This is a genomic window from Streptomyces sp. NPDC052773 (assembly GCF_044547145.1).
Lineage (GTDB): Bacteria > Actinomycetota > Actinomycetes > Streptomycetales > Streptomycetaceae > Streptomyces.
This window is the reverse complement of the sequence record NZ_JBITZX010000008.1, coordinates 206,205-224,843: the sequence shown is the minus strand read 5'-3', so window position 1 is coordinate 224,843 and position 18,639 is coordinate 206,205. Positions and strand designations below refer to the sequence as shown.

The window sequence follows — 18,639 nt, the reverse complement described above, 5'->3', positions numbered from 1 at the left end:
CAGGCGTACGAATGAGGTGGATCAGAGCGTGGTGATGCGGAACTGCGTGAACGTGGCGGTGCCCGCGTGTCCCTGTCCGTCCTCGCCGGGGGCGAGCGCGAACAGGCCCAGCAGGGCGCCGACCCAGCGCCACGGGGTGGCGGCGAAGACCTGACCGGAGGGGCGGAAGCCGTCCCCGGTGTCGGCGAGGAAGCTGCAGCGGGCGCCGGGCCGGATCTCGATCCGCAGCGTGGCCCGCCCGTCCGGGGCGAGCCGGGCGTGCTCGGCGTCCCGTTCCCTCCCCCACTGCCCGAAAGGCGTGGGAGGTGCCCCCACGGCGACCGCCTCGGCGAACCGGTGCACCAGGTGGACCGTCCGGTCGGCCCCGCGCTGGAGTCCGATCCAGGCGAACGCGTCCCCGAGCACGGCGAGTCCGGCCCGCGCGCCCGGTTCCTCGCTGTCGAGGCGCAGGGTGACCTCGGCGGCGCAGGGGATGCCGGGCAGCCGCTGGGTGAGGATGTTCGGCAGTCGGCGCAGGTCGTGCGCGTCGGCCGAGCGGACGCAGGTGAGCCGCAGCCCGTCGCCGGAGTGCTGGGTGGCCCAGCCGTCGCGGGGGTTGGCGGTCCACTGCCACTGGCGGCCGTACCGTCCGCCGGGGAAGTCGTCGTCGGTGGCGGGCGCGGCCGGCGGCTGGGGCGGCAGGTCGGGCCTCTTGTGTACGGCGACGGGGGCGCCGTCGTCGCCCAGCACCGGCCAGCCGTCGGCGCCCCAGCGCATGGGCTGGAGGTGGACGACCCGGCCGTAGGCGCCGCGCTGCTGGAAGTGCAGGAACCAGTCCTCGCCGGACGGGGTGCGCACCCAGCCGCCCTGGTGGGGGCCGTTGACGTCGGTGTCCTTCTGCTCGAGGACGACCCTCTCCTCGTACGGCCCGAAGAAGCCGCGGGAGCGGAAGGCGCCCTGCCAGCCGGTCTCCACTCCCCCGGCGGGGGCGAGGATCCAGAACCAGCCGTCGTGCCGGTAGAGCTTGGGGCCCTCCAGGGTGAACCAGCCGGGGATGCGGTCGGCGTCGACGATCACCTTGCCCTCGTCGAGCAGGGAGGTGCCGTCGGGGTGCATACGGTGGCCGGTGAGGCGGTTCTTGACGCCGGAGCGGGACTTGGCCCAGGCGTGCACCAGGTAGGCCTCGCCGGTCTCGTCGTCCCAGAGGGGGCAGGGGTCGATCAGGCCCTTGCCCTCCTTCAGCAGGTGCGGGCTGGTCCACGGCCCGCGGATCTCGGGGGCGTTGACCTGGAAGACGCCCTGGTCGGGGTCGCCCCAGAAGATCCAGAAGCGCTCGTCGTGGTACCTCAGCGACGGCGCCCAGACACCGCAGTCGTGGCGCGGCTTCGCGAACTCCTCCGCCGACTCCAGGCGGTCGAGGGCGTGGCCGACCAGGGTCCAGTTCACCAGGTCGCGGGAGTGCAGCAGCGGCAGTCCGGGGACGCGGCCGAAGCTGGAGGCGGTGAGGTAGAAGTCGTCGCCGACGCGGATCACGTCGGGGTCGGACCAGTCGGCGTTCAGGACCGGGTTCGTATAGGTCTCCTGGGTCTCGCCGGTCACGTCGGTCACGTCGGTCATGGGGTGACCGCCTTCCGGATCAGGGCCGCGGCCTCGCCGCGGTCGAGGCGGCCGTCGGCGACGACGGTGACGACGCGGCGGACCAGGGTGTCGCCGGGCGCGACCGGCAGCCGCGCGTCATGGGCCAGGGAGGAGCCGACACCCGGGTACTCGGCGGTGCGCACGAACCACGGGTCGCGGCGGGTGGCGTCGGTGGCTCCGGCGAAGACCAGCGTCCAGGAGGAGCCGGCCAGCGCCAGCCAGTCGGCGGCCCGGCCGTGCACCGCCGCCTCGCCCTCGGCGCCGGGGGTGAAGACGTCCGGGGCGGTCGCCTCCTTGCGGGCCCGCCAGAAGAAACCCCCGTACGCGGCGCCGGGGCGTCCGTTGGTGGCGGGGCTGCCGATGGTCAGCGGGGTGGCGGTGGGGTTGGTGAGGGCGAAGGTGAAGTCCAGCGCCCAGGCGGTGTCGGTGAGCGCCGTGGCGGCGACGGTACGGCGCTCGCGGAGCACCTCGGTGCCGCCGGCCACCCAGCGCAGCTCCTCGACGAAGCCGTCCGGGTCGCGCAGCTGGAAGGCCACGTGCCGCTGGGCGCCGTGGTTGGCCAGCTCGGTGGGGCCCTGGTCGCGGACGAAGGTACGGCCGCCCCAGAAGTTGTGCCCCTCGACGTCGGGAACGGCGACACCGACGCCGAGGTGGTGCGGGTGGTCGGCGGGGCTCAGTTCGGTGACCGAGACGCCGGACAGGGTGGTGACGGGGTGCAGATAGGGGCGCGGGGAGAGCCGGGCGGACAGTTCGGGCCGGGTGACGTACCGGGCGACGGGTCGGCCCGCGACCCGCAGGACGGTGGTGTCCGCGCTGGTCATCGGGTGCTCACCTCTTCGTGGGCGGCCCAGGGCGCCGCCAGTTCGGAGTACAGGGCGAGGGTGTCGGCGGCGGCCGCGACCAGCCCGTCCACGCCGGTGACGACCCGGCGGTCCTCGCCCGGCGGCCGGTGCCAGGCGGACTCCGGCAGCGGGGCGGGGTCGGGGGCGAGCCGGACGGCCTCGACGACCTTCATGAAGGCGCCGGTGCTCTCCGGCGGCACGAGCAGGCCGGCGCCGTTCGTGAGGTGGGCGGCCAGGTTCTCCAGCAGGTCGGTGCGGCCGTACTCGATTTCCTCGGGGCCGTGGTCGGCGCGCTGGAGCAGCACGCGGTCCTGCTTGTACCAGAAGGTGATCCGGCCGCGGCTGCCGTGCACCAGGACGTACGGCTCGTCCGGGTGCTCGGCGCACAGGGTGGCGGCGACGGTGACCGGGCGGCCCTGCGCGGTGGTGATCCGGACGCAGGAGGTGTCGTCGGACTCGATCGCGTTGGCCCGCCACAGCTCGGTCTCGATCGCGGTGACGTCCTCGGCGCGGGCGCTGCCGGCCAGGGCGAGGGCGGTGGCGACGGCGTGCGCGAGGGGGTTGGTGAGCGCCCCGTCGACCACGTCGGCGCCGTTCAGCCGCCGTTTGCCCGCCCAGGGCGCGCGGCGGTAGTACGCCTCGTCGCGCACCCAGGCGCCGGCCCCGCCGACACCGGTGACCGTGCCGATCGCCCCGTCGGCGATCAGTTCGCGGATCGCGGGCACGGCGTGCGAGCCCAGCGACTGGAACCCGATCTGGCAGGCCACGCCTGCCTCGGCGACCCCGTCCGCCATCCGCCGGAACTCGGCGTAGGACGGTGCGGGCGGCTTCTCCAGCAGCAGGTGCACGCCCCGGCGCGCGGCGGCCAGCGCCAGGTCGGTGTGGGTGGGGATCGGGGTGCAGATCACCGCGGCGCGGGCGCCGGTGGCATCGAGCAGGGCACCGAAGTCGGCGGACTGGGCCGGGAGTTCGCCGCCGAACTCCTCCTCGGTGAGCGGGGTCAGCTCGCAGATCCCGACGAGCCGTACGACGCCCATGGCCTCGAGGCGGCGGATGTTCGCCACATGCCAGCGGCCGTGGCCGCGGGCGCCGGCGAGGACGATCGGCAGGGGTTCGGCCAGGGGGCCGGTCCGGGGTTCGGTCATCGGATCCTCCCCGCTCCCGCGCCGCGCGCCACCGCCCGGTCGGCCGCCGCCGCGCTGTCGACCGGGCCGTGCAGGACGGGGGTCCAGCCGGTGTCGGCGGTCAGATCGCGCTCGCTGCCCGAGTTGTAGGCGTTGTAGAGGGTGAGCAGGTCGACGGGGTAGTCGTTGAAGACGTTGCCCTCCGTGCGCAGGGCGCTGCCGTTCCAGCTCTTGACCAGGTCGGCGGCCTCGACGTGCGCCGGGGTGTGGAAGGCGTTGTGCTCGGCATGGATCGCCGACTCGGTGCCGGCGCCGATCGAGTAGCGGTAGTCGTGGGCGTCGTCGGGGACGACGTACCGGTTGTTGTAGAGGTGCACCTGCCCGAAGCGGACTCGCGGCGCCCGCTGGACGACGGACTCGAACTCGTTGTGGTGCAGGGTGACGCGGAGCTTGCCCCGGTCGCCGGTGGCGGTGTCGCCGTTGCCGATGAGCATCGCCTTGTCGTGGTCGGCGAACCGGCTCCAGGAGACGGTGACGAGGTCGGACCCGTTGGTGATGTCCAGCAGACCGTCGTGGCGGAGATGGTTGCGGGCGAAGTACGTCGGCTCGTCCTCGTCGGGGTGCCCCTTGTCGCTCAGGGTCACGTGGTCGATCCAGACGTGGCTCGCGCCGCGCAGCCAGATGGTGTCGTAGGCCGCCTTCCAGTCCCCGATGCCACCGGAGTTGGGTTGCCAGACGGGGAAGCAGTCGTAGGCGTCGCGGATCTCCAGGTTGCGGACGATGACGTTGTCCGCGTCACTGATCTGGAGGGCGGCGCCTTTCAGCAGCGCGTCGTCGCCGAGGCCGACGATCGTGGTGTTGGAGCCGACGCGCAGCTCGACCCGTTCGGCCTGCCGCGCCGCCGACGCCTTGCGGGCCTCCTCCTGGGGGCCGTTCGGCTTGGCGGAGCCCCAGGTGCGGGGGTCGTAGGCGGCGAGGTACTTCTTCAGGCTGTAACCGCCGGTGGTGTAGTCGGCGCAGTCGAGGCGGCGGCCCTCGTCGTCGGTGTTGGCGTCGATGGTCCCGGCGATCCGGATGATCTTCGGAGTGGCGCTGCCGCCGTCGAGGGCGCGGACCAGCCCGGCGCGGTCCGTGACGGTGAAGACGTGGGCGTCGTCGGCCGCCGCGCCGCCGGTGGTGCCGCTGTCGGCGGACGCCCAGCCGTCGTCCGCGGGCAGGGTCTCGCGGCTGATGTCACGGGTGGCGCGGGCGTCGTGGCCGATGTCGCGGGTGTCGTCGCGGGCGTCGTCGGCGTGCGCGGGGACGCAGAGGACGGCCGGCAGTAGGGCGGCCAGGGCCGCGTGCCTGAGTCTCATCCCTTGACCGCCCCTGCGCTGAAGCCGGTGATCAGCCACTTCTGGATGAAGGCGAAGACGAGGACGACCGGGACGGCGGCGATGATGCCGCCCGCCGCGAGCGCGCCCAGGTCGACGCTGTCCGAGCTCATCAGGGTGTTCAGGCCGACCGGGATGGTCTGCTTGGCCTGGTTGTTGAGGAACATCAGGGCGAACAGGAAGTGGTTCCAGGAGTGCACGAAGGCGAAGGAACCGACCGCGATCAGCCCGGGGCGCAGCAGCGGCAGCACGATGACCCGGAAGGCGGTGAACCGGTTGCAGCCGTCGACCCAGGCCGCCTCCTCCAGGGAGTACGGCACGTTCTTGATGAAGTTGCTGATGAGGATCATCGACAGCGGAAGCTGGAAGACCGTCTCGGCGAGGATGACGCTGCCGAGCGAGTTGATCATCTGCAGCTCGGCGAAGATCTCGAACAGCGGGACCAGCAGCAGCGCTCCGGGCACGAACTGGGAGCACAGCAGGGCGAGCATGAAGCCCCGCTTGATCCTGAAGTCGAAGCGGGCCAGGGCGTAGCCGCCGGCCAGGGCGACGACCGTGGTCAGCACCAGGGTGGCGAGGCCGACGAGCACGCTGTTCTGGAAGTAGGTGCCGAAGTCCCGCTCGGTCCATACCTTCTGGAAGTGGTCGAAGGTGATGGGCCAGGGCACCAGCGAGGTGGAGCCGGCCGGGCGCAGGGCGAAGAGCAGGATCCAGTAGAACGGGATCAGGGTGAAGACCAGGTAGATCGACAGGGGGAGATAGATCTGCCAGCGGGGGACCTCGTCCCAGCTCCGGTGCCTGGTCACCGGGCGCTGCGGCTCGGGCCGGGTGCGGCGGGGCGCGGGGAGGACCGGGGCCTCCTTGATGGTGCTCACTTGGACTCGCCTCCGAACTTGCTCAGCCGCAGATAGACGATCGAGCAGAAGAGCAGGATCACGAACGCGACCGTGGTCAGGGCCGACGCGTAGCCGAAGTCGTGGGCGTCGACGCTGGTGTTGGCGATGTACAGCGGCAGGGTGGTGGTCTCGCCGGCCGGTCCGCCGCCGGTCAGGGTGTAGAGCAGGTCGACGTTGTTGAACTCCCACACCGCGCGCAGCAGCGTGGACAGGACGATGGCGTCCTTCAGGTGGGGCAGGGTGATGTGCCAGAACTGCTTGATGCGGCTCGCGCCGTCGACCTCGGCGGCCTCGTAGAGGTCCTTCGAGACGGACTGGAGGTCGGCGAGGATGAGGATGGCGAAGAAGGGCACGCCGCGCCACAGGTCGGCGACGATGGCCGCCGGGAACACGGTCTCGGTGTCCGAGAGCCAGCTGGTGCCGTAGGAGCCGATGCCGATGTCGGCGAGGTAGCGGGTGATGCCGGTCTGGGAGTTGTAGAGCAGCACCCAGATCGCGGAGGTCAGTACGCCGGAGACGGCCCACGGGGAGAAGACCAGGGCGCGTCCGAGGGCCCGGCCGACGAAGGTCTGGTTGACGATCAGGGCGAGCGCGAGGCCGAACAGCAGCTGGAGTCCGACCTCGACGACGACCCACTTGGCGCTGAAGACGAGGGTGTCCCAGAAGATGGGGTCCTCGGTGAAGGCGTGGACGAAGTTGTCGAAGCCCGCGAAACCGTTCCGCCACGGTTTGGTGGGGTTGTAGTCCTGCAGGCTGTAGTAGAAGACGCTGATCACGGGGTAGGCGATGAAGCCCAGCATGAGCAGGGCCGCCGGTGCGATCAGCAGGTATGGGAGCCTGCGCGGCGTGGCGGAGGCACGGCGCCGCCGGGGTGGCGCGGGCGGTTTCGCCACGGCTGCGGCTTGGGCCATGACTGTTCTCCGTTCGCTTGCGGTGGGTCGTGTTCGGGTGTGCGAGGGAAGCGCTTTCTCGATGTGCGCGGAGGTGGAGCGGTCGTGCACGGGTGCGGGGAGGGCTCAGCCCGCGTAGGGATCCGCGACCTTGCCCGGGCGCGCCAGGAACTCGAAGTCGCAGCCGGTGTCGGCCTGGGTGATCTGCTCGTTGTAGAGCGCGCCGTAGCCGCGCTCGTAGCGGGTGGGCGGCGGGGTCCACTCGGCGCGGCGCCGCCGGAGTTCCTCGTCGTCCACGTTCAGGTGCAGGGTGCGCGCCTCGACGTCCAGGGTGATCAGGTCGCCGGTGCGCACGAGGGCGAGCGGTCCGCCGATGTACGACTCCGGCGCCACGTGCAGGACGCAGGCGCCGTAACTGGTGCCGCTCATCCGGGCGTCGGAGATCCGCACCATGTCCCGCACCCCTTGCTTGAGCAGGTGGTCGGGGATGGGCAGCATGCCGTACTCGGGCATGCCGGGGCCGCCCTTGGGGCCGGCGTTGCGCAGCACCAGCACACTGTCGGCGGTGATGTTCAGCGCCGGGTCGTTGATGGTGCGCTGCATGGTCCTGTAGTCGTCGAAGACGACCGCGGGCCCGGTGTGCTTGAGCAGGTGGGGTTCGGCGGCGATGTGCTTGATGACCGCGCCGTCCGGGCAGAGGTTGCCGCGCAGCACGGCGACCCCGCCCTCCGTGGCCACCGGGTTGTCGCGGGGCCGGATGACGTCGTCGTCGTACACCTGGGCGCCCGCGATCTGCTCGCGCATCGTGTCGTGCGACACCGTGGGCCGGTCCAGGTGGAGCAGGTCCGGGATGCGGGAGAGGAAGCCGGGCAGGCCGCCCGCGAAGTGGAAGTCCTCCATGAGGTACGTCCGGCCGCCGGGCCGGACGTTGGCGAGGACCGGGACGGTGCGGGCGATGCGGTCGAAGTCGTCGAGGGTGAGCCTGACGCCCGCGCGGCCGGCCATGGCGATGAGGTGGATGACGGCGTTGGTGGAGCCGCCGAGGCCGAGCACAGTGGTGACGGCGTCCTCGAAGGCGTCACGGGTGAGGATCTGGCCGATCCTGCGGTCCTTGTGGACCAGGTCGACGATGGTCATGCCCGCCCTGGCGGCCATCCGGTCGTGCCCGGAGTCGACGGCCGGGATGCTGGAGGCGCCGGGCACGGTGACGCCCAGGGCCTCGGCGGCGGCGGTCAGCGTGGACGCCGTACCCATGGTCATGCAGTGGCCGGGCGAGCGGGCCAGGCCGCTCTCCAGTTCCTGCATCTCGCAGTCGCCGATGAGGCCGGCGCGCTTGTCGTCCCAGTACTTCCACATGTCGGTGCCGGAGCCGAGGACCTCGTTGCGCCAGTGACCGGGCAGCATGGGACCGGCCGGGACGAAGACCGCCGGCAGGTCGGCGCTCGCGGCGCCCATGAGGAGGGCGGGCGTGGACTTGTCGCAGCCGCCCATCAGCACCGCGCCGTCGACCGGGTAGGAGCGCAGCAGCTCCTCGGTCTCCATGGCGAGCAGGTTGCGGTAGAGCATCGGGGTCGGCTTCTGGAAGGTCTCGCTGAGGGTGGAGACCGGGAACTCCAGCGGGAAGCCGCCCGCCTGCCACACCCCGCGCTTGACCGCCTGGGCGCGGTCGCGCAGGTGGACGTGGCAGGGGTTGATGTCGGACCAGGTGTTGAGGATCGCGATGACCGGCTTGCCCAGGTGCTCCTCGGGCAGGTAGCCGAGCTGGCGGGTGCGGGCGCGGTGGCTGAAGGAGCGCAGTCCGTCCGTGCCGTACCACTGGTGGCTTCGGAGGTCTTCCGGGCGGCGCGTCATATGGACCACCCGGCGGCGATGGCGGCGACCTCGGCGCGCTCGTGCTCCGGCAGCGGCTTGCTCGGCGGGCGCACCTCGCGGCGGCACAGGCCGAGCGAGGCGAGGGCCTCCTTGACGACGGTGACGTTGTTGGCGGAGCCGTTGGCGGCGCGCAGCTCCTCGAAGCGGCGGATCTGCTCCCATACCTTCATCGCGGCCGGGTAGTCGCCCGCGCGCAGCGCCTCGATCATGTTCAGCGAGACGGCCGGGGCGACGTTCACCAGCCCGGAGGTGAAGCCGGTGGCGCCCGCGGAGAAGTAGGAGGGGGCGTACGGCTCGGCGAGCCCGGCCACCCACACGAACCGGTCCAGGCCGGCGTCGCGGGCGAACGCGGCGAAGCGGGCGGCGTCCGGGACGGCGTACTTCACGCCGATCACGTTCGGGCAGGCGTCGGCCAGTTCGGCGAGGCGGTCGCCGTGCAGCTGCGCGTTGCGGATGTACGGGACGACGCCCAGCTCGGGCACGGCCTCGGCGATCGCCCGGTGGTAGTCGACCCAGCCGCTCTGCGAGACGTACGGGTGGACGGGCTGGTGCACCATCACCATCCGGGCGCCGTGTTCGCGGGCGTGCCGGGCGGAGGCGACGGCGGTCGGCACGTCGTGGCCGACGCCGACGAGGATCACCGCGCGGTCGCCGGCCTCCTCGATGGTGATCTCGGTGACGAGCTGCCGCTCGGGCGGCGTCAGGGCGTAGAACTCCCCGGTGTTGCCGTTGGGGGTGAGGGTGGTGACACCCCCGTCGAGCAGACGACGCAGCAGGGCCCGGTGGGTGTCCTGGTCGACGGAGCCGTCCTCGGCGAACGGTGTCACCGGGATCGCGACCACGTCGGCCAGGGCCGCCCGCTGGGTCTCGAACGTCGTTGTCATGCCTGACCGTCCTCTCCCTGGGCCTCGACCTGCGTGTCGGGGAAGGCCCGTTCGACGAAGGACGCGATGTGCGCGTGGAGGGCGCGCGCCGCGCCGTCGGCGTCACCGGCGACGGCGAGCCGCAGGATCTCGCGGTGCTCGCTGGCCTCCCGCTCCCAGGAGGGGTCGGCGGCCCAGGCCACGGCGGAGACGAGGGCCGCCTGGTCACGGACCTCGTCCAGCATCCGGCCGAGCAGCGGGTTGCCGCACGGCACGTACAGGGCGCGGTGGAACTCCCGGTTGGCGAGGGACCGTTCGGCGGTGTCCGTGGCGTCGTCCGCCCGGGTCAGCGCGTCCCGGGCGGCCTCCAGGGAGGCGCCGCGGCGCACGGTGCGGCGCAGTGCCTCGGGTTCCAGGAGCAGCCGCACGTCGTAGACCTCGCGCGCCATGTCCGCGTCGACCATGCGCACCGTGACGCCCTTGTACTGGCTCATCACCACCAGCCCGGTCCCGGCCAGGGTCTTCAGCGCCTCGCGCACCGGGGTCTTGGAGACCCCGAACTGCGCGGCCAGCTCGGTCTCGACCAGCGCCTGACCCGGCGTCAGCTGTCCGGTGAGGATGCGGTGTTTGATCCCCTCCAGCACATATTGCGTGCGGGAGGGGATCGGCGTGGGCACAGAGGTCATGCGCGCCTCTCGGATATCGCGTATCGCGTCTCATATATGACGTACGAAGTACGACGCGTTGAAGCTAGGGGCGCCCCCGTGTTTCGTCAATGCTTCTGACAAAGGAAGTCGAGGTTGCCTTCAGAGGCGGTGGACGGCGCCCTCCCGCGCGGTCCGGGTGGGACCGCCGAACGCGGCGGCGGCGCGGGCGGTCGCGGACTCCGGGGTGAGCGTGGGGCCGACATGGGTGACGAGCAGCCCCCCGGCGCCGGCCGCGCGGGCGGCGGCACCGGCGTCCTCGGGAGTCAGGTGCACCTGTTCGCCTTCGCGATGCGCGTCGATGTCGGCCTCGCAGAGGAAGAGGTCGGCGCCGCGGGCGAGTTCGGCGAGGGCCGGGCAGGGACCGCTGTCACCGGAGTAGGCGAGGACGCGCCCGCCGGACTCGGCGCGCAGCCCGTAGGCCTCGACGTCGTGCGTGACCGCGCGCGAGGTGAGGAGCAGGTCGCCGTGACGGGCGGTGTGGCCGTCGGACAGGGGACGGAAGTCGAGGACGCCGCCGAGGAAGCCGGGGTCCGGGCGGCCGAGGAACCCCGCCAGCCGCTCGGCGCAGCCCTGCGGGGCGTACACCGGGACGGGGGCGGGCGGGGTCAGGCCCCCGTACGCGAAGGCGTAGAAGGCGGCGAGCAGATCGGCGGTGTGGTCCGCGTGCAGATGGGAGATCCAGATCGCGCTCAGCCGTGCCGGATCTGTGTGCCGCTGCAACTCCGCGAAGGTCCCGGTCCCGGCGTCCACCCACACCTCGGCGCCCGGAGCGCTCAGCAGATGGCCCGAACAGGGGCGGCCGGGGGCGGGGTGCGGGGAGGCGGTACCGAGGACGGTGAGCGTGAGAGACATGCGGGGAGGCTACGCATCCGGCCTCCGGGGCGCTCGGGGATCAGTGGACGCGCGGCGCCCTCCGGGGGTCTCGGGGCGCTGGGGATTGCCCGGGCTGGGGATCGTGGCACGCGAGGCGGCGCGCTAGGGATGAGGTCGCGCGGTGGTGTGGTCGGGGCCCGGGAGGGCGCGCCGGCTGCCGGGTGACCGCTCGCGGCGTCCGCCCGGCAGCCGTCCGGGGCCCCCGGCCCGGGACCCGACCTACAGCGCCCCAGCCCAGGCCCTCCCCCCCCCAGCCCGGGACCCGACCCTTCAGGGCCTCCAGCCCGGATCCCGCCCGCTGAGCCCCACCGCGCGGTCCAGCAGCGGGGCGTCCTCGGGGACGTCGACGACAGGGCCGAAGATGTCGCCCCGGCCGGGGTCGTCCACGGCCTCGGTGAGGAAGGCGTGGCAGGTCCGGAGTGCGGCGGGGTCGGGGTCGTAGTCCTGGCCGGTGGCGCGGGCCAGGTCCCAGCCGTGGATCACCAGCTCATCGACGGCGACGAGGCCGGCGACCGCGCCGGGCAGGTCCACTCCCCCGGCGCGGGTCGTACCGGTCCAGGCGGCCGGGTCCCGCCACGCCTCGGCGAGTTCGCCGAGCACCGCGGGGAGCCGCGTGCGCCAGTCGGCCTCCAGGGTGGGCAGCCCGGCGTCCGGGTTGGTGTCGGTCGTGACGCCCAGGTCCTTGCGGCCCGCGTCGCGAAAGGCGACGGCGAGCCCGCTCAGGTGGGCGAGCAGGTCGCCCACCGTGTACTTCGGGCACGGTGTGGCGTCCGCCAGCTGTCCGTCGCGGACGCCGCCGACGAGGCGGGCCACGAGCGCCGTCTGGGGGCCGAGGTCGAGGGTCGTGCCGGTCGGTTCGGTCATGCGCTGCTCCTCCGGGAGTGGTCCTGGAAGGTGGACCGGCGGCGACGGCGGAACTCATCGCCCGGCGCCGTTCCCGCGACGGCGACGGCAACGGCAACCGCACCGCACCGCACCGCACCGGCAACCGCACCGCACCGGCACCGGCACCGGCACCGGCACCGGCAGAGCACGGGAGGCGGCGGCGCTCAGCCGATGCCGACCCTCCGGTACGCGTCGTCGACGGCGGCCAGCGTGGCCGTCCGCGCGGCTTCGCTCCCGGCCAGATAGGTCTGGGTGACATCGCGCAGCGCCTGCCGCATGTCCGCGAAGTCGGACGTCTGCATCAGCCGCACCAGAGCGAGGTAGATCAGCAGCGCCCACTCCTCGACCCGCAGGACGGGGTTGCCCGCCTCGTCCACCGAGGTGAGCAGGTGGTGCATCGCCTTGTTGTGGATGTTGCTGTTGGTGTGCACGCCGCCGTTGTCCTCCTCGGTGTGGAGGTAGTCCCGCATATGGGCGGGGTCACCGGTCCGGGTGGGGTCGCTCATGTCCCGCAGCGGCCGGCCCCGGCCGCCGAGACCGGCTCCGATCTCCCAGTTCCAGGTGCGCACGTCGGAGCGGTGGGGCGCCTGGTACCAGTTGGCGATGATGACGCCCATGGTGTCGGCCAGCGACTCGTTGAGGGCTCCGGACTGGTCCTGGTAGACGAGGTTGCCGGAGTTCTCGATCACTCCGTGGGTCAGCTCGTGCGCGATGACGTCGAGGTGGCGGGCCAGGCTGACCAGCCGGGTGCCGTCGGAGACCTGGCCGTACCACATCCGCCCGTTCCACCAGACGGCGTTGCGCCACTGCGGCCCCGGCCCGTGGCTCCGGTAGATGCAGTTCACCGTGGAGACGAGGGCCATGTCGGCGTCGTCGATGCCGTCCCGGTAGAGCTGGTCGCGGTAGAAGCTCTCCACCCGCTCCGCGTTGACGTGGGCCGAGACCCCGGCCCGGTGACCGGTGCCGAAGTCCGCGTCCGCCGAGCCGATCGCCGAGGCGGGCAGCCGGGTCCGCGTGAAGTCGGAGAAGCCGAGGTCGTAGGTGGCGATGTCGCGCCATCTGTCGTGCAGGAGGAAGGAGCCGTCCTGCCGGCTGCCCTGGAACCGGTGGTGCACGTCGACCTCGTCGGCGCCCTCCAGCCGGGTGGGCACGGCGATCGTCGGGGTCATCCCGTACGACCGGAGGATGTCTCCGGAGTACGCGTCGACGAGATAGCCGGTCAGCGGGAAGTCCTCGCGCGGGGACGGGTCCAGGCCGTGGCCGGGCAGGTTCCGGCGGCGCGTCTGCGGCAGTTGGGCCGGGACGCCGCGCAGATGCCAGGCGAGGTGCCAGCCGTCGTCCCGGCTGACGTACGTCAGCGCCGGCGGCGGCAGTTCCTCTGCGGTGACCGTGGCACCGGTCGCCTCCTTCACCCGGTCCAGCGCCTCGGTGCCGGTCAGTTCGGGTACGGAGCCGACGTCGGTCACCTCGCCGAGCCGGCAGTCCATCGACACGAGCTGGTTGTCCTCGTCGACCTCGACCAGGGCCTCGGCGCCGAAGACGGGGATCTCCTTGCGGGTCTGCTCGAAGCGGACCAGGGTCGTGCCCGTGCCGGCCTGGTGGCGCGTTCCGCGCAGCGCGAGGTCCGGGACCTTCTCGGGACGGTCCTCCCGGACGGCCGCGCGCAGTGCGGGCGCGTCCTCGTGGACGAGCTTCTCCTCCAGGTAGAAACGGGCCGCGGACTCCGGGGAGTTGAACGGGTCGAAGCCGCCGGCCCCTTCGGCGCCCTGGAGTTCCCGGACCTCCGCCGGCCCCAGGTGCGCGCCGTGCGCCTGCGGGTCCTCCGCCGTGTGGTAGTGGAAGCGTTCCAGCCGTGACATGGCCATACCCTCTCGTCGCGCCCCCGTGTCTCTCGTCGCTTCCCCTCCATGGCCGGCCCCGTCCTCGCGCGCGTACGCCCCTCTTCGATCGTCACGCCGGGTAGCGGGCGCTGCAACCGGGCCCTTCCAGGGCATCCGCCGGTGGCGCGGCACGCCCCGAACCGGGCGGCACCGGCGACGACCGCACCGGGCGGCACCGGCGTCCACCGACGGCGCCCCGACCGCACCCAGGCGGGCACGGCACTCCCGCACCGGGCGGGCACGGCACGCCTGCACCAGGCACGGCGCCCCAGCGCCAGGCGGGCACGCCACCCCGCACCGCCGGGGGCGGCACCCGCCAGGGTGCCGCGGGCACCGCCCCCATCTCACACCCTCGCAAGCGCCGACCGCACCGCCTCCAAGTCGCCGTCCGACGCCAGTCCCGCGTGGTACAGCCGGAGTTCCGTCGCGCCGAGGTCGCGGGCGCGGGCCGCGTCCGTCGCGAGGGTGGCGGGGCTGCCGCCCATGCCGGAGACGACGGTGAGGTTGGCGGCGAGGACGGCGTCCGCGCGGCCGTGCTCCACGAAGGGGACGAGCAGGTCCGCGCCGCCCGTGCAGGGGACCACCACGCCGTCCGCGACGGACAGGATGTGCGCGGGGTCGACGCCCGCGTTGGCGCCGCAGTGGTAGGAGACCGGGTCGGCGTGCAGGAGGACCTGGAAGCCGTCGGGGGCCTCCGCGCGGACCGCGGCGACGGCCGCCTCCTGGAGGGTGCGGGCGGTCTCGTCGCGCCACGCGCGCGTGGCGGTCGCGGTGGCGTCCCCGAGCAGCTTCTCGACCGCCGCCCAGCCGCCGTCGGAGGGCGCCCCCCGCCACAGCGGCTCCAGCGCGGCGCGTACGGTGGCGGCCAGCTCGTCGGCGTCGAGGCCGTGGGCGGCGTAGCCCGCGCGGCAGTCGGGGCAGAAGCACAGCGACATCAGGTACTGTCCGGCGTCGCCGAGGCCGACCCCGCCGGTCTTGTCGTGGGCGTGCAGATGGGCGAGGCCGTACCAGCCGAGGGACTCCAGTTCGGTGCCGCGCGCCCCGGGCCGTACGGCGGCCTCGGCGGCCAGGTCGACGAGGTACGCGCGCGTGGCGGGCTGCGCGACGCACGGCGCCCACGGGTAGCGGTCGCCGTAGGCGTTGACGACCGAGGTGTCCGGGTGTTCGGCGCCGAGGCGGGAGTTGTGGGCGAGGACGACCCAGGTGTGCGTCTCCAGACCGGCGTCGGCGAGCGCGGCGGCGGCCTCGCCGTACGCGTCCGCCTCGGGCGCCCAGGCGCCTGCCGGATACGGCCGCAGGGTGCGGCCCTCCCAGCGGGCGCCGAGGGGGTAGAGCACGGCGGCGTGTTCGGCGGTGACGATCCGGCGGGCGGGGTGGCGGGGGGTCAGCGCTCGGGTGGAGTGGTAGGCGGAGGCCAGCGTCACCTGCCGTATGCCGAGGTCCGCGAGGCGCGCCGGGGCGTCGGGGTCCCCGTTGACGTCCCAGGGGTAGACGAACGCCGATGCCTTCACTTGGTCTCCTCCAGCAGCGCGTACCCACGCTCGATCAGCTGAGCGAGCTGCTTGACATGATCCTCGCTCGGCTCGTGCAGCGGGGGCCGCACCTCTCCCACGTCCAGCCCGCGCAGCCGTACCCCGGCCTTGACGAGGGCGACGGCGTAGCCGCGGCCCTGGGCGCGCAGTTCCACGAAGGGCCGGTAGAAGCCGTCGAGGAGGCGGTGCGCGGTGGTGTCGTCGCCGGTGCGCAGGGCCTGGTGGAAGGCGAGGGCCACCTCGGGCACGAAGCAGAAGACGGCGGAGGAGTAGAGGGTGACGCCGATGCCGCGGTAGGCGAGCTGGGTCTGCTCGGCGGTCGGCAGGCCGTTGAAGTAGAGGAAGTCGCCGGGGACTTCGGTGCGCACGGCGCTGACGGTCCGCTGGAGGAGGTCGAGGTCGCCGAGGCCGTCCTTGAGGCCGACGATGCCGTCGGTGCGGGCCAGTTCGACGACGGTGTCGGGGGTGAGGACGACGTTGTCGCGCTGGTAGACGATGACGGGCAGCGTGGCCGCCGCCGCGAGTTCCCGGTAGTGGCGCAGCAGCCCCTCCTGCCCGGCGACCACGAGGTACGGCGGCATGGCGAGCAGTCCGTCGGCGCCCGCCTCCTCGGCGAGCCGCGCGTACCGCACGGCGAGCGCGGTGCCGTAGCCCGCCCCGGCGACGACCGGGACCCGCCCGGCGGTCTCCTCGACCGCCGCGCGCACGCAGAGCCGGAACTCCTCGGGGGTGAGGGCGTGGAACTCCCCGGTGCCGCAGCAGGCGAAGACCGCGGCGGCGCCGGCCTCCACGCCGCGGCGCACATGCGCGCGGTAGACGTCGAGGTCGACGGAGCCGTCCGGGCCGAAGGCCGTGACGGGGAAGAACAGCGGCCCGCTGGGGACGGTGAGGCGGGCGGCGAGAGGGGCTGACGTCACGGGCGCTCCCGAAGGTCCGAGGGGTCCATATTCATAATCCACGTCCACATTTCTGAACGCGTCCACGCTAAGGCGCCCCCAGGAGGCGGGTCAAGCACCCCAACCCCCGCCATACCAGCGGATTCACCGGATTCCGCAGCCCCGACGGATACTTGACGGGCGCGGCGCCGACTTTTAGCGTGTCCACGCATATGAATGCCGTGTGTCCATATGCACACCTCTACGCCCGTGCGCATCGCGCACCCGGCTCGTTCCTCTGCACGGCCGCCGATCCAAGGAGACCCGAGGATGCCCGCTCCCCGCACCGTTCTGCTCACCGGCGCCGCCGGCGGACTCGGCACCCTGATGCGCGGCCTTCTCCCCGACTACGGCTACGAGCTGCGCCTGCTCGACCTGCGCCCCATCGAGGACGCGCCGGACGCGATCGTCGCGGACCTCGCCGACAAGGACGCGGTCCGGGAGGCCGTGCGCGGCGTCGACGCGATCGTCCACCTCGCGGGCATCTCCCTGGAAGCCCCCTTCGAGAAGATCGTCAAGGCGAACATCGAGGGGACCTACCACCTGTACGAGGCCGCCCGCGCGGAGGGCGTCCGGCGGATCGTGTTCGCCTCCTCCAACCACGCGGTCGGCTACACCCCGCGCCCTCAGGGCGACGACCCGCTCATCCCGGTCGACACCCCGCGCCGCCCGGACACCTTCTACGGCCTGTCCAAGTCCTTCGGTGAGGACCTGGCGCAGTTCTACTGGGACAAGCACGGCCTGGAGACCGTCTCCGTGCGGATCGGCTCCTGCTTCCCGGAGCCGACCAGCGTGCGCATGCTCTCCGTGTGGATGAGCCCGGCCGACGGCGCCCGTCTCTTCCACGCCGCCCTGACCGCCGAGAACGTCGGCCACACCGTCGTCTACGGCTCCTCCGCCAACACCCGCCTGTGGTGGGACCTGTCCACCGCGCGGGCCCTCGGCTACGACCCGCAGGACGACTCCGAGCCGTACGCCGAGAAGCTCATCACCGAACAGGGCGAGCTGGACCCGGACAACCCGGCGCACGCCTGCCTGGGCGGGCACTTCGTCACCGATCCGCCGGTCTGGCCCTACTGAATCCGGCCACTCACGGCGGCGGGGGGGGGCCGCCCCCGCCCCCCCCCCCCCCCCCGCCCGCCCCCCCCCCCCCCCCCCCCCCCACCCCCCCCCCCCCCCCCCCCCCCAGCCCGCCGGCGCCGGGGGGCGCGCCCGCGCCCCCCACCCCGCCCGCGCCGCGGCCGGCCCCCCCCCCCCCGGCGGGGGGGGCGGCGGCCCCCCCCCCCCCCCCCCCCCCCCCCCCGCCGCGTTCGGGCACCCCGGGCGCCCGATCCCACATCCGCAGCCGCGATCCCGCAGGTCCGCGACGGGCACCGGCCGCACCGAACGGGCACACCCGGGCAGCATCTCCTCCGTAACAGACCTGGTCAGCGCCCCGCAGTCGCTGTAGAACTTCCCCACGGCCCCCCCCGAGGGCCCGAACGGGCAGCACGGCGAGAAGGCGGGTGACCACAGTGGACCGGACCGCGGAGGAACGGCGGCGCGAGATCGTACGGATGGCCCGCGCCACCGGTTCGGTGGACGTCACCGCCCTCGCCGCCGAGCTGAGCGTGGCCAAGGAGACCGTACGACGGGACCTGCGCGTCCTGGAGGACCACGGCCTGGTGCGCCGTACGCACGGCGGGGCCTACCCCGTGGAGAGCGCCGGGTTCGAGACGACGCTGTCCTACCGCGCCACCAGCCGCGTCCCCGAGAAACGCCGGATCGCCGCCGCCGCGGCCGGGCTGCTCGGGGACGCCGAGACGGTCTTCGTCGACGAGGGCTTCACCCCGCAGCTCATCGCCGAGGCCCTGCCCCGGGACCGGCCGCTGACCGTGGTCACCGCGTCCCTGCCGGTCGCGGGCGCGCTCGCCGGGGCGGAGAACGTCTCGGTGCTGCTGCTCGGCGGCCGGGTCCGGGCCGGCACCCTCGCCACCGTCGACCACTGGACGACGAAAATGCTGGCCGGGTTCGTCCTCGACCTCGCCTACCTCGGCGCCAACGGCATCTCCCGCGAACACGGCCTGACCACCCCCGATCCGGCCGTGGGCGAGGTCAAGGCACAGGCGGTGCGGGCCGCGCGGCGCACCGTCTTCGCCGGGGTGCACACCAAGTTCGGCGCGGTGAGCTTCTGCCGGTTCGCGGAGATCGGCGCGCTCGAGGCGATCGTGACGAGCACCCTGCTGCCGGCGTCCGAGGCGCACCGCTACGCGCTGCTGGGCCCCCAGGTCATCCGCGTCTGACTTTCCAACCCACTCCCCTGTAGGGCACCTCCCAGGGCCTCCCTCTCCCCTCCGGCGCCCTTTATCTC

At 73.2% G+C, this 18,639-nt stretch carries 16 protein-coding genes; 2 read left to right on the top strand and 14 right to left on the bottom strand.

Annotation, left to right across the window (positions count from 1 at the left end):
* Positions 1-21: 21 nt before the first annotated feature.
* The 14 genes from ACIG0D_RS19980 to ACIG0D_RS19915 form a co-directional block, all read right to left on the bottom strand.
* Positions 22-1,596: a family 43 glycosylhydrolase gene (locus ACIG0D_RS19980; RefSeq protein ID WP_399802440.1), complete on the bottom strand. Its 1,575-nt coding sequence runs from the start codon at positions 1,594-1,596 to the stop codon at positions 22-24.
* Entirely contained in the window at positions 1,593-2,438 is an 846-nt protein-coding gene (locus ACIG0D_RS19975) for a PmoA family protein (protein WP_399802437.1), read from the bottom strand. The genes ACIG0D_RS19980 and ACIG0D_RS19975 overlap by 4 nt, the downstream gene beginning before the upstream one ends.
* Positions 2,435-3,604: a Gfo/Idh/MocA family protein gene (locus tag ACIG0D_RS19970; RefSeq protein WP_399802434.1), complete on the bottom strand. Its 1,170-nt coding sequence runs from the start codon at positions 3,602-3,604 to the stop codon at positions 2,435-2,437. The genes ACIG0D_RS19975 and ACIG0D_RS19970 overlap by 4 nt, the downstream gene beginning before the upstream one ends.
* A complete protein-coding gene (locus ACIG0D_RS19965; RefSeq protein ID WP_399802432.1) occupies positions 3,601-4,938 on the bottom strand; it encodes a polysaccharide lyase family 1 protein in 1,338 nt (445 codons plus the stop codon). The genes ACIG0D_RS19970 and ACIG0D_RS19965 overlap by 4 nt, the downstream gene beginning before the upstream one ends.
* Entirely contained in the window at positions 4,935-5,831 is an 897-nt protein-coding gene (locus tag ACIG0D_RS19960) for a carbohydrate ABC transporter permease (RefSeq protein ID WP_399802429.1), read from the bottom strand. Before ACIG0D_RS19960 ends, ACIG0D_RS19965 begins: the two co-directional genes overlap by 4 nt.
* Positions 5,828-6,763: a carbohydrate ABC transporter permease gene (locus ACIG0D_RS19955; RefSeq protein WP_399802425.1), complete on the bottom strand. Its 936-nt coding sequence runs from the start codon at positions 6,761-6,763 to the stop codon at positions 5,828-5,830. Before ACIG0D_RS19955 ends, ACIG0D_RS19960 begins: the two co-directional genes overlap by 4 nt.
* 105 nt (positions 6,764-6,868) lie before the next feature.
* Positions 6,869-8,593: an L-arabinonate dehydratase gene (araD, locus tag ACIG0D_RS19950; protein ID WP_399802422.1), complete on the bottom strand. Its 1,725-nt coding sequence runs from the start codon at positions 8,591-8,593 to the stop codon at positions 6,869-6,871.
* On the bottom strand, positions 8,590-9,498 hold the full coding sequence (locus ACIG0D_RS19945) for a dihydrodipicolinate synthase family protein (protein ID WP_399802419.1): 909 nt from the start codon (positions 9,496-9,498) through the stop codon (positions 8,590-8,592). The genes araD and ACIG0D_RS19945 overlap by 4 nt, the downstream gene beginning before the upstream one ends.
* Complete coding sequence (locus tag ACIG0D_RS19940) at positions 9,495-10,163, bottom strand: GntR family transcriptional regulator (RefSeq protein WP_399802417.1); 669 nt, start codon at positions 10,161-10,163, stop codon at positions 9,495-9,497. The genes ACIG0D_RS19945 and ACIG0D_RS19940 overlap by 4 nt, the downstream gene beginning before the upstream one ends.
* A gap of 120 nt (positions 10,164-10,283) precedes the next feature.
* On the bottom strand, positions 10,284-11,036 hold the full coding sequence (locus tag ACIG0D_RS19935; protein ID WP_399802414.1) for an MBL fold metallo-hydrolase: 753 nt from the start codon (positions 11,034-11,036) through the stop codon (positions 10,284-10,286).
* Positions 11,037-11,327: 291 nt separating this feature from the next.
* The gene (locus ACIG0D_RS19930) at positions 11,328-11,921 is read right to left on the bottom strand and encodes a TIGR03086 family metal-binding protein (RefSeq protein ID WP_399802411.1); all 594 of its coding nucleotides are present in this window, start codon (positions 11,919-11,921) and stop codon (positions 11,328-11,330) included.
* A 185-nt stretch (positions 11,922-12,106) separates the two neighbouring features.
* Positions 12,107-13,801, bottom strand: a complete 1,695-nt coding sequence (locus ACIG0D_RS19925) for a M4 family metallopeptidase (RefSeq protein WP_399802409.1) — start codon at positions 13,799-13,801, stop codon at positions 12,107-12,109.
* Between the two features lie 365 nt (positions 13,802-14,166).
* Positions 14,167-15,333 (bottom strand): hypothetical protein, encoded by a 1,167-nt coding sequence (locus ACIG0D_RS19920; protein ID WP_399802407.1) that lies wholly within the window; start codon positions 15,331-15,333, stop codon positions 14,167-14,169.
* A complete protein-coding gene (locus ACIG0D_RS19915) occupies positions 15,330-16,271 on the bottom strand; it encodes a 5-dehydro-4-deoxyglucarate dehydratase (RefSeq protein ID WP_399802404.1) in 942 nt (313 codons plus the stop codon). Before ACIG0D_RS19915 ends, ACIG0D_RS19920 begins: the two co-directional genes overlap by 4 nt.
* A gap of 288 nt (positions 16,272-16,559) precedes the next feature.
* Between ACIG0D_RS19915 and ACIG0D_RS19910 the strand changes: the two genes are divergently transcribed.
* A complete protein-coding gene (locus ACIG0D_RS19910; protein WP_399802401.1) occupies positions 16,560-17,369 on the top strand; it encodes an NAD-dependent epimerase/dehydratase family protein in 810 nt (269 codons plus the stop codon).
* Between the two features lie 434 nt (positions 17,370-17,803).
* On the top strand, positions 17,804-18,571 hold the full coding sequence (locus ACIG0D_RS19905) for a DeoR/GlpR family DNA-binding transcription regulator (RefSeq protein ID WP_399802744.1): 768 nt from the start codon (positions 17,804-17,806) through the stop codon (positions 18,569-18,571).
* Positions 18,572-18,639 lie beyond the last annotated feature (68 nt).

Coding starts and splice junctions, on each gene's coding strand:
- ACIG0D_RS19970 (WP_399802434.1), bottom strand. CDS start 3,604: ATGACCGAACCCCGGACCGGCCCCCTGGCCGAACCCCTGCCGATCGTC.
- ACIG0D_RS19975 (WP_399802437.1), bottom strand. CDS start 2,438: ATGACCAGCGCGGACACCACCGTCCTGCGGGTCGCGGGCCGACCCGTC.
- ACIG0D_RS19945 (WP_399802419.1), bottom strand. CDS start 9,498: ATGACAACGACGTTCGAGACCCAGCGGGCGGCCCTGGCCGACGTGGTC.
- ACIG0D_RS19980 (WP_399802440.1), bottom strand. CDS start 1,596: ATGACCGACGTGACCGACGTGACCGGCGAGACCCAGGAGACCTATACG.
- ACIG0D_RS19935 (WP_399802414.1), bottom strand. CDS start 11,036: ATGTCTCTCACGCTCACCGTCCTCGGTACCGCCTCCCCGCACCCCGCC.
- ACIG0D_RS19925 (WP_399802409.1), bottom strand. CDS start 13,801: ATGTCACGGCTGGAACGCTTCCACTACCACACGGCGGAGGACCCGCAG.
- ACIG0D_RS19910 (WP_399802401.1), top strand. CDS start 16,560: ATGCCCGCTCCCCGCACCGTTCTGCTCACCGGCGCCGCCGGCGGACTC.
- ACIG0D_RS19955 (WP_399802425.1), bottom strand. CDS start 6,763: ATGGCCCAAGCCGCAGCCGTGGCGAAACCGCCCGCGCCACCCCGGCGG.
- ACIG0D_RS19965 (WP_399802432.1), bottom strand. CDS start 4,938: ATGAGACTCAGGCACGCGGCCCTGGCCGCCCTACTGCCGGCCGTCCTC.
- ACIG0D_RS19930 (WP_399802411.1), bottom strand. CDS start 11,921: ATGACCGAACCGACCGGCACGACCCTCGACCTCGGCCCCCAGACGGCG.
- ACIG0D_RS19940 (WP_399802417.1), bottom strand. CDS start 10,163: ATGACCTCTGTGCCCACGCCGATCCCCTCCCGCACGCAATATGTGCTG.
- araD (WP_399802422.1), bottom strand. CDS start 8,593: ATGACGCGCCGCCCGGAAGACCTCCGAAGCCACCAGTGGTACGGCACG.